General features: G+C 58.7%; 13 protein-coding genes. 7 read left to right on the forward strand and 6 right to left on the reverse strand.

Annotated features, from left to right (window positions below; genetic code table 11):
* Positions 1-8 precede the first annotated feature (8 nt).
* Complete coding sequence (trxA, locus tag ACR0AL_RS16445; RefSeq protein WP_170378292.1) at positions 9-926, reverse strand: thioredoxin; 918 nt, start codon at positions 924-926, stop codon at positions 9-11.
* A 76-nt stretch (positions 927-1,002) separates the two neighbouring features.
* A complete protein-coding gene (locus ACR0AL_RS16450; RefSeq protein ID WP_480663880.1) occupies positions 1,003-1,791 on the reverse strand; it encodes an exodeoxyribonuclease III in 789 nt (262 codons plus the stop codon).
* A gap of 224 nt (positions 1,792-2,015) precedes the next feature.
* Between ACR0AL_RS16450 and ACR0AL_RS16455 the strand changes: the two genes are divergently transcribed.
* The gene (locus tag ACR0AL_RS16455) at positions 2,016-2,471 is read left to right on the forward strand and encodes a hypothetical protein (RefSeq protein WP_170351051.1); all 456 of its coding nucleotides are present in this window, start codon (positions 2,016-2,018) and stop codon (positions 2,469-2,471) included.
* Positions 2,472-2,661: 190 nt separating this feature from the next.
* Here ACR0AL_RS16455 and ACR0AL_RS16460 read toward each other — a convergent pair whose 3' ends face one another.
* Complete coding sequence (locus ACR0AL_RS16460) at positions 2,662-3,348, reverse strand: response regulator transcription factor (RefSeq protein WP_058283107.1); 687 nt, start codon at positions 3,346-3,348, stop codon at positions 2,662-2,664.
* A 161-nt stretch (positions 3,349-3,509) separates the two neighbouring features.
* Here ACR0AL_RS16460 and ribA point away from each other — a divergent pair, with 161 nt between their 5' ends.
* Together ribA and ACR0AL_RS16470 are read left to right on the forward strand one after the other, a co-directional pair.
* Positions 3,510-4,604, forward strand: coding sequence for a GTP cyclohydrolase II (gene ribA / locus ACR0AL_RS16465; protein ID WP_480663881.1), 1,095 nt, complete (start codon positions 3,510-3,512; stop codon positions 4,602-4,604).
* Positions 4,601-5,101: a L,D-transpeptidase family protein gene (locus tag ACR0AL_RS16470; protein WP_170378286.1), complete on the forward strand. Its 501-nt coding sequence runs from the start codon at positions 4,601-4,603 to the stop codon at positions 5,099-5,101. The genes ribA and ACR0AL_RS16470 overlap by 4 nt, the downstream gene beginning before the upstream one ends.
* Here the strand turns inward: ACR0AL_RS16470 and ACR0AL_RS16475 are convergent.
* Complete coding sequence (locus tag ACR0AL_RS16475; RefSeq protein WP_170362352.1) at positions 5,085-5,744, reverse strand: YggS family pyridoxal phosphate-dependent enzyme; 660 nt, start codon at positions 5,742-5,744, stop codon at positions 5,085-5,087. The genes ACR0AL_RS16470 and ACR0AL_RS16475 overlap by 17 nt on opposite strands.
* Before the next feature lie 102 nt (positions 5,745-5,846).
* Entirely contained in the window at positions 5,847-6,920 is a 1,074-nt protein-coding gene (locus tag ACR0AL_RS16480; protein WP_170351137.1) for a porin, read from the reverse strand.
* 283 nt (positions 6,921-7,203) lie between these two features.
* On the opposite strand from ACR0AL_RS16480, the gene ACR0AL_RS16485 reads away from it, so the two are divergent.
* The 4 genes from ACR0AL_RS16485 to holA all read left to right on the forward strand — a co-directional run bounded on the left by ACR0AL_RS16485 (position 7,204) and on the right by holA (position 11,802).
* A complete protein-coding gene (locus tag ACR0AL_RS16485) occupies positions 7,204-7,689 on the forward strand; it encodes a DUF3576 domain-containing protein (protein WP_170413879.1) in 486 nt (161 codons plus the stop codon).
* A gap of 72 nt (positions 7,690-7,761) precedes the next feature.
* Positions 7,762-10,299: a leucine--tRNA ligase gene (gene leuS, locus ACR0AL_RS16490; protein WP_480663882.1), complete on the forward strand. Its 2,538-nt coding sequence runs from the start codon at positions 7,762-7,764 to the stop codon at positions 10,297-10,299.
* Positions 10,286-10,777, forward strand: coding sequence for an LPS assembly lipoprotein LptE (gene lptE / locus ACR0AL_RS16495; protein ID WP_170351057.1), 492 nt, complete (start codon positions 10,286-10,288; stop codon positions 10,775-10,777). Before leuS ends, lptE begins: the two co-directional genes overlap by 14 nt.
* A complete protein-coding gene (gene holA, locus ACR0AL_RS16500; RefSeq protein WP_480663884.1) occupies positions 10,774-11,802 on the forward strand; it encodes a DNA polymerase III subunit delta in 1,029 nt (342 codons plus the stop codon). Before lptE ends, holA begins: the two co-directional genes overlap by 4 nt.
* Here holA and ACR0AL_RS16505 read toward each other — a convergent pair.
* A complete protein-coding gene (locus ACR0AL_RS16505) occupies positions 11,799-12,980 on the reverse strand; it encodes a TIGR03862 family flavoprotein (protein ID WP_480663886.1) in 1,182 nt (393 codons plus the stop codon). The two genes, holA and ACR0AL_RS16505, sit on opposite strands and share 4 nt — an antisense overlap.
* Positions 12,981-12,990 lie beyond the last annotated feature (10 nt).

Raw genomic sequence — 12,990 nt, forward strand, 5'->3', positions numbered from 1 at the left:
ATCCCGAATTAGGCAAATATCATCGAGCTGAGCTTGCGCCGCCCGTTCAGAACGATCGGATCATTGGGTTTTAGCGCGTCGAAGATGGTGAACAGCTGGGCCTTGGCGGCACCGTCATTCCATTCGCGATCACGGCGGAACAGGTCCAGCAACTGCGCCACGGCCTCCTCCACATTGCCATTGGCGTGCAGTGCCTGCGCCAGATCGAAACGGGCCTGAAGGTTGTCGGGATCAGCCTCGACCGCAGCGGTCAATTCGGCCACCGGACCGGCATCAGCGGCCTGCTTGGCCAGTTCCAACTGCGCATGCGCCGCTTCCACCTCGGCCGAGGTGGAAATCTCGGCAGGTGCGCCGTTCAGAATGGCTTCGGCCTGTTCCAAATCGCCTGACGCGATATGTGCGCGAACCAGCCCGCCGTAAGCCCCGGCATGGTTCGGATCTTCGCCCAAAATCGCAGCAAAGGTTTGGGCCGCATCAACAGCGGCGCCATCGGCCAGCATATCTTCGGCAGCTTCGACCGCGTCATCCAGCTGCCCACCGGGGCTTTCGCCGCCCGCGGCTTCGATCACACGATCAACAAAAGCCTTGATTTCCGAACCCGGCTGAGCGCCCTGAAACCCGTCGATGGGCTGACCTTTAAAAAAGGCATAAACGGTCGGGATCGACTGAATGCGCATTTGCGACGCGATCATCTGCGCCTCATCCACGTTGATCTTGACCATCTTCACCGCGCCCTTGGCAGCGGTTACAGCTTCTTCCAGGGCGGGCCCCAGCGTCTTGCATGGCCCGCACCACGGCGCCCAGAAATCAACGATGACAGGCGTTTCCTGAGAGGCCTCGACCACGTCGACCATAAAGGTCGCCTCGGACCCGTCCTTGATCAGATCGGTGGCCTCGGGGCTGGCTGCGGCGTTCAGAAGATCCATGGTTTTCACTCTCCGGTTCGAACTTGCGCCCTATATGCAACCGCTGGCAGCGGAAACCAAGGGCAGAGTTGCGCAATTACAGGTCAAAACTGGCAAAAACGGGTGCGTGGTCGCTGGGTTTTTCCCATCCGCGCGCGTCGCGCAGGACGCGGCTGGAGTGGCCCGCGTTCGAGATATCGGGCGTGGCCCAGACGTGATCCAGCCGCCGCCCCTTGTTAGCGGCGTCCCAATCGCGCGCGCGATAGGACCACCAACTGTACAATTGCCCCTCGGGAATATCCTGGCGGGTGATATCAACCCAACCACCCGCATCCTGGGTTTCAGCCAGCGCTTCGACCTCGATCGGTGTGTGCGAAACAACCTTGAGCAGTTGTTTGTGCGACCAGACGTCATCCTCGCGCGGGGCGATGTTCAGATCCCCCACCAGAATGGATTTTTCCGGCTTTTCCGCATGGAACCAATCGCGCATGTCGCTGAGGTAATCGAGCTTTTGCCCGAACTTCTCATTCTTTTCGCGGTCCGGCACGTCGCCACCTGCGGGGACATAGAAATTGTGGATGGTAACCCCGTTTTCCAACCGTCCGGCAATGTGTCGCGCGTGACCGAGACCCGCGAAATCCTTGTCGCCGACCTCTTCCATCGGCAGCCGAGACAAGATCGCGACGCCGTTATACCCCTTTTGCCCACGTGCGATCATGTGGGTGTAGCCCAGCTCGGCAAACCCCTCGGTCGGGATCTTTTCGACCGGCGACTTGCACTCCTGCAGACACAGTACATCCGGCGCTTCCTCCTGCAGCAATTTCAGCACGATAGGCTCGCGCAGGCGGACCGAGTTGATGTTCCAGGTGGCAAGTGTAAAGGGCATGGGGGATTCCTCTGTCGCAATTGGCGCAGGTTAGCGTGGCGTTTCCGCCGGTGCCACGAGAAAAAATTGTCCTGAGCCAGTTTTTGGTTTTGAGGGCAAACGGGTTCAATCCACCACACCGTTCGCAACATAAAGCGCAGGTTAAATCCTGTTTATGTTTCGTCGCCAGCATGGAAATCAGATCAGCGGTTCCCAACATTTGTGACTAGAAAACGGAGGAAACCATGACCAGATTCAAGACACTTGGCGCCGCCGCGCTGGCCAGCACCCTTGCCTTTGCAACCCATGCAGTTGCGGAAAACACACCTGATTTGCGCGGCGTCTGGAGCGGCACCCACACCGTTGCGGCCCTGCCCAACGAACACAGTGATGGAGCCCCGCGTTTTAATCAATCTGAGTGGGTTCTTGAGATCAAAGAACAACAGGACAATGCGTTCTGGGGAACCAGCAAATGGAGCCGGATCGGCTCGGACCGGTGGAACGAAGGTCAGGTTACCGGGACAATCAGCCGCGATGGCACTGGTTCAATCGCCATGGTTGAAACCCGGGTCGGAGAAGACCGCCAGGTCAACGGGTTGATCGATGCCACATTTGAAGATGGCAAGATTTATGCTGATTTTCGTAGCCTGCGCAGCGGCATAACCTACGGTACCGTTCTGGAAAACGACGGCACCAGCTAAACTGTGTTTGAGGGAGCAAATCTGGCCATCGGATTTGTATCTTCGACCCAGCTTGTTTCAAAAAAAGGCCGGGCCATCAGGCCCGGCAGTCCAACAGGGAGGTGCATGTCATAACCCGGACATGCGCGGGTTGGGAGTAATCTAATTACGTATCCAGAGTATCACTTTGATCCACGTCAATCCACCCGAGTTAAGAGACCAAGCGATATCCACCCGATTCTGTGACCAAAAGGCGCGCATTTGACGGATCGGGCTCGATTTTCTGGCGCAGACGATAGATATGCGTCTCTAACGTGTGGGTGGTGACACCGGCGTTATAACCCCAGACCTCATGCAGCAGAACGTCGCGGGCAACCACGCCATCGGTCGAGCGGTACAGGAACTTGAGAATATTGGTTTCTTTTTCGGTCAGCCGGATTTTGCGATCTTCTTCGGTGATCAGCATCTTCATCGCAGGCTTGAACGTGTACGGCCCCAGAACAAACACCGCATCCTCGGATTGCTCATGCTGGCGCAGCTGGGCACGGATACGGGCCAGCAGCACGGGAAACTTGAACGGTTTCGAGACATAGTCGTTGGCACCTGCATCCAGGCCCAGGATGGTATCTGCGTCGCTGTCATGGCCGGTCAGCATCAGAATCGGGCTTTTTACACCTTGCTTGCGCATCAGGCGGCACAGCTCGCGCCCATCGGTATCCGGCAGACCAACGTCCAGAATGACCAGATCGTAAATCGCTTCACGCGCCCGTTCCATCGCAGACTGACCGTCATGGGCTTCGAACACGTCGAAATCCTCGGTCATCACAAGTTGCTCGCTAAGCGCCTCGCGCAGGTCTTCGTCATCATCCACCAGCAGAATTTTCTTGAGCTGAGCCATGTGCGGTCCTCCTAAGCCTTTTCCACCACTTGCGCGCGGAAGATGCAATCAACAAGGTTTGCTGCAATTGTCTCACGCCCTCGTGTCCAAGGTAGAGGAAATGTTTCACATTTCTGCCGTATCAGGCTACAGGAAGGCTTGAACGTTACAGGGTAACATAAATGAGTCTGATCCCGGATATTTCAGAATTGCTGGCGCGGGCCCGCGCCGATCTGCGCATGGGGGTTCCCGTCGCATTGACCGACGACAGCGGGTTCAGCGTGCTGGCCATCGCGGCTGAGACCCTGAGCGCGCAACGGCTCGCGGATCTGCGCGGGCTTGGTGGCGAACCGGTGGTTGCTGTCACTGTGCGGCGGGCGGAAACGCTGAAGGCCCGGTCTTATGATGGCGATCTGGCGCGTGTGATTATCCCTGCCGATGCCGATATGACCTGGGTGCAGGCGGTGGCCGATCCGTCAGACGACCTGAACGCTCCGATGAAGGGCCCCCTGATGACCGAACGTCAGGGCAACGCCAACCTGCACCGCATCGCAATCGCCCTCACAAAGTCGGCGCGATTGCTACCCGCAGCCGTTGTGATGCCCATTGAGGATGGGCGCGGCTTTGCTGCGGCACATGGCCTGACATGCATTGACCACACCCGCGCTGCGCCACATCTGGCCGATCGCAGTGAGCTTCATGCTGTGGTTGCCGCCCGCCTGCCGATGGAAGTATCCGAGGCCGGTCGATTGCACGTTTTTCGCCCCGAAGACGGTGGCGAGGAACATTACGCAGTCGAGATCGGCCGCCCTGATCGGGATAAACCGGTTTTGGCCCGTTTGCATTCGGCCTGTTTTACCGGAGACCTTATGGGCAGTCTGAAATGCGACTGCGGTCCGCAATTGCGTGGTGCGCTGGCTCAGATGGGTTCGGAAGGGGCCGGGGTGCTGCTGTATCTGAACCAGGAAGGGCGCGGGATTGGCCTTGCCAACAAGATGCGCGCCTATTTCCTGCAGGATCAGGGGTTCGACACGGTCGAAGCTAATCATCGTTTGGGTTTCGAGGATGATGAGCGGGATTTCAGGCTGGGTTCGGACATTCTCAAATCTCTGGGGTTCAACTCGGTCCGGTTGCTGACCAACAACCCGGCAAAAATCGCGATGATGGAGAAGACCGGTATCGCCGTGACCGAGCGCGTGCCGCTGAAGGTTGGCGAAACCGCCCATAACCGCGGATATCTTGCGACCAAAGCGGCCAAGTCCGGGCATCTGCTGTGACGCCGAATGATCTGGTCCTGACACCGCGCGGAGTACGATTTGCCGGGCGTGTTTTTCCCTGCACAATCGGCAAAGGTGGGTTGAGCCACGCAAAACGCGAAGGGGATGGCGCCACGCCCACGGGTGTACATCACATCGTGGGGATGCTGTACCGGCCAGATCGCATGGCCAAACCGGCCCCTTGGGCGATTCCCATCGGTCCGCGCGATCTTTGGTCGGATGACGGGCGGGACGACCAGTACAATAATCTGGTCAGCGCGCCCTATGACTTTAGCCATGAAAAGCTGCGCCGCGCTGATCCGCTGTATGATCTGGTGTTGATCACCGATTGGAACTGGCCCAATGCCATACCGGGTCACGGATCAGCGATCTTTATTCATCAATGGCGGCGCCCCGGATACCCGACCGAGGGCTGCGTTGCCTTTCGCCGTGATCACCTGCATTGGATCGCGCGCCGCGTCTCGCCGGGCACGAGTTTGATCATTCCTGCGGCCTGACCCGTTCGCCAAAAATGGCCGAGCCAACGCGCACATGGGTCGCCCCCAATGCGATGGCTTGTTCGAAATCACCGCTCATACCCATCGATAGACCAGTCAGGCCGTTGTGCTCGGCTATTTTCGCCAGCAGTGCGAAATGCAGTGAGGGTTCCTCATCGACGGGTGGGATACACATCAATCCCTGGATCGGCAGGTCCAGCCCCCGGCATTCTGCAATGAACGTATCCGCCTCGGCAGGCAGGATACCGGCCTTTTGATCCTCTTCCCCGGTATTGACCTGAATGAACAGATCCGGGCAGGTGCCGACCTCTTGTGCCAGCCGCGCCAGCGTTTTGGCCAGCTTGGGCCGGTCCACCGAGTGGATAGAGTTGACCAGCTCAATCGCTTGACGGGCCTTGTTGGTTTGAAGCGGGCCAATCAGATGCAGATCAATGTCGGCGAACTGCTCCATGAAACCCGGCCATTTACCTACGGCCTCTTGAACCCGATTTTCACCAAAACACCGATGGCCCTGCTCCAGAACAGCCTGCACACGTTCGTTCGGCTGCACTTTTGATACGGCGATCAGTTTGACAGAACCGGCAGGCCGCCCGGCGGCAGTTTCGGCTTTGGAAATACGGGCAGTGATATCTTGCAGCGACATAAGCTTCCTCAATCTGCTTTCAGCGCAGGAAAACACCATGTCGGCAAAAAAGAAAAGGGCAGGTCCGAAGACCTGCCCTTAAACCTTGCGGTTCAACCCAACTTAGAAGTTGAAGATTGCACCAAAGTCAGCCTGGATGGAGTCTTCGCAAACCGAACAATCGTTGCGGCCGATACCACCGACCAGCGACGCGCCGCCGCCCAGGTCATAGCTTGCGCCGATAGCAATCTGCTGAAGGTCAGCGTCCGCGCTACCGTCACCGTAGGTGAACAGCAGGGTGGTTGCTGCGCCCAGGTTATAGGCACCCGACACACCCCAAGCGGTGCCGTCGGTTTCATAGAAGCGAGTACCGATCAGAGCAGGAGCGGTATTGTCTTCGTCAGCCACGAACAGGGTACCCGAGAAGTCGCCGAATTCAGCACCCAGGGTGAAAACCAGCAGTTCTGGATCCGAAACACCCGAAACACCAGCGTCAGTTTGACCATAAGCAATAGCTGCGGTGATGTTGTTGAAGGTGTAGGTCGCGCTCACGTCCCAACGGTCGGCGTCGATGGTGCCGCCCAGGCCGTCGTTCAGGAAGATGGTGCGCTGGTCATACGATGCGCCGAAAGCGAAGTCGCCAACAGCGTACTGGAAGAACACTGCGTTCGCGCCCGAACCGGTCGAGGTGTACGACAGGAAGCTGTAGTCAACACCCGAATACTGACCTGCGAACAGTTCCAGACCAACTTCGTTACCGTAGTAGTTTGCCAGGTTGTCGAACGAACCGGCAACGTTGCCGGCGTCAACACGCAGACCACCGTAGATAACCGAGAAGCGCGCGCCGTTCAGGCCAGCGGAGTTGGCTTCGCCGGTCGACGAGTTTTCGTCGGCTTGCAGACGAACACGGCCTTCAAAGCGAACGCCACCGTCGGTTTCAGTGAAACCGTCGATGTTCAGACGGAAGCGCGATACCAGGATCGCGTCGTCGGAATCAGCAAAGGTCGGGATGACACCTGCTGTAGTTCCGCCGTTCACGGTGGTAAGAGTGGCAGCAGTTACGCCGGTCGCATTGGCGCGATCTTCAACGTAGCCAATACCGAAACGGCCATAACCGCTCAAGTTTACACCGGAATCAGCCGCTGCAACACCTGCGGTTGCAATCAGAGCTGTCGATGCGAAGAGAACTTTTTTCATCTTGTTTCCCTCGGTTTCAAAAGTTTTTCTACTCGACACATGCCTCAGCACATGTCTCAGCACGGGAACCGTTTCGCTCTTTTTGCCCCCAACACGCAAGCTTGGCATAAATGACTCGGCTGCATTGAGGGAAAATTGGTGCAAGGATGCCACAGTCTGTTTTTGGGCATCGGTAAGCCCTACGACCACTGATATGTGACAATAATAGGGTTGTTGCTGAACGGGTCCTTGTCTAGGAGTAACAATTGACAACGTTGACCAAAGTGAACAGGACCAGTCGATAATGCGCCTGCAGACGATTTTCGGTTTGATCATAATGACTGCTGCCGTGTCCGCCTGCGGACAGAATCGGGCCGCACCAACCGAGTACACTACGAATCTCGATGCGGGTAAAACCGATGAGCGCCAGCTCAACGATCCGAATCGCGAGACCATCTGGGATGTGTTCAACACGGCCAATGCTGAACAGATCACAAATGTGAATCGCTATCTTTGGACGGCGTCGCTGGATGTATTGAATTTCCTGCCGGTTCAGGAAGTTGATCCCTTTACCGGGATAATCGTGACCGGGTACGGCACACCTCCGGGTGGAGGGCGGCAGTATCGCGCGACAGTTCACATCAGTGACCCGGCCCTGGCGGCGCGGTCTCTGTCGGTCTCGCTGCAGACCAGCGGTGGCGCCCCGGTCAGTGCGGCCACGACCCGCGCAGTCGAAGATGCAATCCTGTCCCGCGCCCGTCAGTTGCGCATTGCGGACAACAAGTTCTAGCAACTCGTCGAAAATCACACTAATACCACGCCGGGTTCCTACCCGGCGTTTTCATTCACGAAGGACCGTACGATGTCTCGCTACTCGGCCAACGAAATCGAAGCAAAATGGCAAGAGGCCTGGGACAAGGCCGGAATCTTCACCGCCAACCACAAGGCGGACAAGCCGAAATACTATGTGCTTGAGATGTTCCCTTACCCGTCGGGCCGAATCCATATGGGACATGTGCGCAACTATACGATGGGCGACGTGATCGCGCGACACAAACTGGCGACCGGCCACAACGTATTGCACCCGATGGGTTGGGACGCCTTCGGAATGCCCGCGGAAAATGCCGCCATGGCCATCGGTGGCCACCCCAAAGACTGGACCTACGGGAACATCGCCGACATGCGGGGGCAAATGAAGCCATTGGGCCTGTCGATCGATTGGTCGCGTGAGTTTGCAACCTGTGACCCAGAATATTACGGCCAGCAACAGGCGTTGTTTCTGGATATGCTCGATGCTGGGCTTGTTTACCGCAAGAACGCCGTTGTGAATTGGGACCCGGTCGACATGACCGTTCTGGCCAACGAACAGGTGGAACAAGGGCGCGGCTGGCGCTCGGGCGCGTTGGTTGAACGCCGCGAGTTGACCCAATGGTTCTTCAAGATCTCGGACTATTCAGAGGAACTGCTCGACGCACTGGACACGTTGGAAAACTGGCCCGCAAAGGTCCGCTTGATGCAGGAAAACTGGATCGGCAAGTCACGCGGCCTGCAATTCGGGTTCGAGCGCACGGACGGAGGCGAACCGATCACCGTCTATACGACCCGCCCCGACACGCTGCTGGGCGCGTCGTTTGTGGGCATCTCGCCGGATCACCCGATTGCCAAGCAATTGGAAGCCGAGAACCCCGAAATTGCTGAATTCGTAGCTGAATGTCGCAAAGGTGGCACCACCGAAGAAGCCATCGAAACGGCTGAAAAGCTGGGTTACGATACCGGGATCCGCGTCAAGCACCCGCTGGACCCAAGCTGGGAACTGCCAGTTTGGATCGCCAACTTCATCCTGATGGACTATGGCACGGGCGCGATCTTTGCCTGCCCCGCGCATGACCAGCGCGACTTGGATTTCTGCCGCAAATACGGCCTGCCCGTGGTCGATGCGTTCTTTGCGCTGGATGACGCCACTCCGGTCGACAAGATCGCCTTTGTCCCGCCGAAAACCGAGAAAGTCCGTTGGGTGAACCATTTTGCGGGCCTGACCGAGGCGACAGGCGACGAGGCTATCAACGCCACCGTGGATTTTGCCGAAAAGGCAGGCTGGGGCGAAGGCGTCACCAAATACCGCCTGCGAGACTGGGGCCTTTCCCGCCAGCGCTATTGGGGTTGCCCGATTCCCGTTGTCCATTGCGACAGCTGCGGTGTGGTGCCCGAGAAGAAAGAGAACCTGCCGGTCCGCCTGCCCGATGATGTCACCTTTGACAAACCAGGCAACCCGCTGGACCGTCATCCGTCCTGGCGCGACTGTTCCTGCCCGAACTGCGGCGCCCCGGCCAAGCGCGAAACCGACACGATGGATACGTTTGTCGATTCGTCGTGGTATTTCGCCCGCTTCACCGCCCCGCGCGCCGAAACGCCCACTGATCTGGCCGAGGCCGAATACTGGATGAATGTGGACCAGTATATCGGCGGCATCGAGCACGCGATTCTCCACCTGCTCTATTCCCGCTTCTTCGCGCGGGCGATGAACATCACGGGCCATCTGCCCAAAAAGGCCATCGAACCCTTCGATGCGCTGTTTACCCAAGGCATGGTGACACACGAGATTTACCAGACCCGCGACGAAAACGGCCGCCCGGTCTATCACCTGCCCGAGGATGTGACCGACGGCAAACTGTCAGACGGCACCCAGGTCGAGATCATCCCTTCGGCCAAGATGTCGAAATCCAAGAAGAACGTGGTCGACCCGGTCAGCATTATCTCGGCGTTCGGTGCCGACACCGCGCGCTGGTTCGTGCTGTCCGATTCGCCGCCCGAGCGCGATGTGGAATGGACCGCGTCCGGGGCCGAGGCCGCCTATAAGCACCTCAACCGGGTATGGAACCTCTGCGACAAGATCGGGGCCATGAACCCAGCAGCCGAAGGGGAAGGCGATCAAGAGCTTTTGCGCGAGATGCACAAGACCATCCACGACGTTACCCTTGGCGTTGAGAGCTTTGGCTTCAATGCAGCGATCGCGAAACTCTACGCCTTCACCAATACGCTGGCAAAATCCAAGGCTGGCGCTGCGGCGCAAAAGCAGGCAATAAAAACGCTGGCGCAGCTAATGTCGCCGATGACGCCGCACCTTGCAGAAGACATCTGGGCACATCAAGGCGGCGAAGGCTTGGTGGCGGTAGCCCCATGGCCCGTTGCGGATCAGGCGATGCTGGTCGACGACACGGTGACCCTGCCGATTCAGATCAACGGCAAGCGCCGCGCGGAAATCAGCGTGGCCAAGGATATGGCGAAGGACGAGGTTGAAAAAATCGCGCTCAGCACCGAAGCTGTGCAAAAGGCGCTGGATGGCAATGCGCCTAAGAAGGTTATTGTTGTCCCGGGCCGGATCGTAAATGTCGTTGTTTAACCGCAGAATCCTGTTGATGATACCGCTGGTGTTGGCTGCCTGCGGCTTTGAACCGGTCTACGCGCCCGGTGGTTCGGGTGCGGCCCTGAACGGCAAGGTCGCCGTTTCAGCGCCAAACTCGGTCGACACCTATTTGCTGGTCCAAAATCTGGAACAGCGGCTGGGGCGCAGCGCGACCTCGGGCAGCGAATACAATCTGAATGTAAACGTCTCGATTGCTTTCCAGCGGTCAGCGATCACTTCGACGAACGAAACCAACCGCTATACCATCGAAGGCAGGTCTAGCTACACGCTCAAATCAAACGAGACCGGTCAGGTCATTGCCTCGGGCACGGTCGAGAATTTCGTCAGCTATTCTGCCGCCGGATCAACAGTGTCCACGCTGGCGGACGAACGCGACGCCCGCAAACGGCTGATGGCGATCCTGTCGGATCAGATCGTAAACGAACTCTATGCTGCGCCAGGCCTTGGTTCATGAAGCTCAGCCCGCGCGAGGCTGAAGGGTATTTCGCCCGGCCCGACGCGGACAAGGCCGGGCTCTTGATTTATGGTGCGGATACGATGCGCGTGGCACTGAAACGCCAGCAGGTTCTGTCGGCACTTCTGGGCGCCAATGCCGAAGAGGAAATGCGCCTGACCCGCATTCCGGGCACGGATTTGCGCGGCGATCCCGCACTATTGTTGGATGCGGTCAAGGCCGTGGGGTTTTTCCCAGGCCCCCGCGCCGTATTCGTCGAAGACACCACCGACACCGCCGCCCCCGCAATCATCGCCGCGTTCGAAGACTGGGCCCCTGGTGATGCCCAGATCATCGTCACCGCCGGGCAGTTGAAACCCAGCTCGAAAATCCGCAAAGCGTTCGAGGCGCATCCCGCTGCCTATGCTGTCGGCATTTATGACGATCCGCCCTCACGGGCCGAGATCGAACGGATTCTGACACAGGCCGGGTTGCAGAACATCCCTCGCGATTCGATGTCAGCCCTTGCTGAGCTGGCCACTGGGATCAGCCCCGGAGACTTCACGCAAACCATTGAAAAACTGTCGCTCTATAAACGTGGAGACAGTTCCGAACTGGCCATCGAGGATATCGAAGCTTGCGCGCCCCGCTCGACCGAGGCCGCGTTGGATGATGTTTTGAACGTGGTGGCTGAAGGCCGCGCCGGAGAGATCGGTCCGCTGATCCGACGGCTGCAATCACAGGGCACCAATGCGGTCAGCCTGTGTATCGGCGCAACCCGGCACTTTCGCACATTGTATGCCTGTGCCTCGGACCCCGGCGGGGCGGCACAGGGCATCGGCAAGCTGCGGCCACCGGTCTATGGCAAACGCCGTGACCGGATTTTACGGCAGGCCCAGGGCTGGGGAGCACCGAAGTTGCAAACGGCTCTGACAGTTCTGACTGATACTGACCTGTCACTGCGCTCAGCTGGGCAGACTGCGCCTGCCATGGCGCTGGTGGAACGGGCAATGATCCGTCTGGCTATGCTGGCCCGATCCCGCTAGCCGGTGCGCAACCAATCCACAGCCGAACGCCCGGCCCATCGCCCAGTCGCCATGCAAGCGGTCAGCAGATAGCCCCCGGTCGGAGCTTCCCAATCCAGCATCTCTCCGGCACAGAACACGCCGGGCATTGCGGTCAGCATTAGCCCCTCGTCCAGCGCTGTACATCTGACCCCACCCGACGTTGAAATGGCTTCATCCATCGGGCGCAAGGCAGCCCCGGAAACAGGAAGTTGTTTGAGTGCAGTGGCCTCAGAGGATTGCGGCAATCCACAACGTTTCGACATCTCATGGAACAACGCAATCTTTTGCCGCGGCAGCTTCAATGACTTCTTCAGCCATTGTGACAGTGTGGTCTTGGAATTCTTTGCAGCCAACCGCGACTGTAGCGCCACTGCGTCCAGATCGGGCACAAGATCGACTAACAGATCCGCACCGGCGCGCAAAGCCGGGGTCAAAGAATACAACCCGCCGCCCTCAAGCCCCGTTGCCGATATCGTGGCTTCTCCGCGGCTGTCCAGCTCTCCCGCCATCCAACGCACCGATTTCAGCGCCGCGCCGAAATGCGGGGTCATGTGGGGGCTCCAGTCAACGGACAAGGCGGAATTCGCCGGGGCGAAGGGTGTCAGCGCGACGCCTTTCTGTTGCAAGATATCCGCCCATTGACCGTCTGACCCCAACCGCGCCCAGCTGGCCCCGCCCAGCGCCAGAATGGTCACATCCGGCTTCAGGCTCTGTGTACCTTCAGACGTATCGAAAATCAGCGCATCGCCGTCCCATCCCAACCAACGCCAGCGGGTTTGTATCCGAACGCCCGCGCCCTCAAGCCGCCTCAGCCATGCGCGCAACAGCGGCGAGGCTTTCATCACTGTCGGGAAAACCCGCCCGGTCGAGCCGGTAAACAGCTCTTGCCCCAAGCCCTGCGCCCAGTCTTGCACCCCAGCGGCGTCGAATTCGGCAATCATCGGGCGCAGCCAACCAGCCGCCTCTCCGTAGGACTGCAGGAAGGTTTCGAACGGTTCTTCCTTGGTCAGGTTCAGACCCGACTTGCCCGCCATCAGAAACTTGCGTGCGACTGATGGCTTGGCCTCGGCTACCAGCACGTCATGGCCAGCAGCTTTCAATTCCCCTGCCGCCATCAGGCCTGCGGGTCCGGCCCCGATCACCACTGCCTGCGTCATGTCTGTCCCC

This window comes from Ruegeria sp. BB1 (genome assembly GCF_056539465.1).

What these genes read in the sequence shown, in the direction of transcription:
- leuS (WP_480663882.1), top strand. Translation starts at nt 7,762, where the DNA reads ATGTCTCGCTACTCGGCCAACGAAATCGAAGCAAAATGGCAAGAGGCC.
- lptE (WP_170351057.1), top strand. Translation starts at nt 10,286, where the DNA reads ATGTCGTTGTTTAACCGCAGAATCCTGTTGATGATACCGCTGGTGTTG.
- ACR0AL_RS16505 (WP_480663886.1), bottom strand. Translation starts at nt 12,980, where the DNA reads ATGACGCAGGCAGTGGTGATCGGGGCCGGACCCGCAGGCCTGATGGCG.
- ACR0AL_RS16460 (WP_058283107.1), bottom strand. Translation starts at nt 3,348, where the DNA reads ATGGCTCAGCTCAAGAAAATTCTGCTGGTGGATGATGACGAAGACCTG.
- ribA (WP_480663881.1), top strand. Translation starts at nt 3,510, where the DNA reads ATGAGTCTGATCCCGGATATTTCAGAATTGCTGGCGCGGGCCCGCGCC.
- ACR0AL_RS16485 (WP_170413879.1), top strand. Translation starts at nt 7,204, where the DNA reads ATGCGCCTGCAGACGATTTTCGGTTTGATCATAATGACTGCTGCCGTG.
- ACR0AL_RS16475 (WP_170362352.1), bottom strand. Translation starts at nt 5,744, where the DNA reads ATGTCGCTGCAAGATATCACTGCCCGTATTTCCAAAGCCGAAACTGCC.
- ACR0AL_RS16455 (WP_170351051.1), top strand. Translation starts at nt 2,016, where the DNA reads ATGACCAGATTCAAGACACTTGGCGCCGCCGCGCTGGCCAGCACCCTT.
- ACR0AL_RS16480 (WP_170351137.1), bottom strand. Translation starts at nt 6,920, where the DNA reads ATGAAAAAAGTTCTCTTCGCATCGACAGCTCTGATTGCAACCGCAGGT.
- ACR0AL_RS16450 (WP_480663880.1), bottom strand. Translation starts at nt 1,791, where the DNA reads ATGCCCTTTACACTTGCCACCTGGAACATCAACTCGGTCCGCCTGCGC.
- holA (WP_480663884.1), top strand. Translation starts at nt 10,774, where the DNA reads ATGAAGCTCAGCCCGCGCGAGGCTGAAGGGTATTTCGCCCGGCCCGAC.
- trxA (WP_170378292.1), bottom strand. Translation starts at nt 926, where the DNA reads ATGGATCTTCTGAACGCCGCAGCCAGCCCCGAGGCCACCGATCTGATC.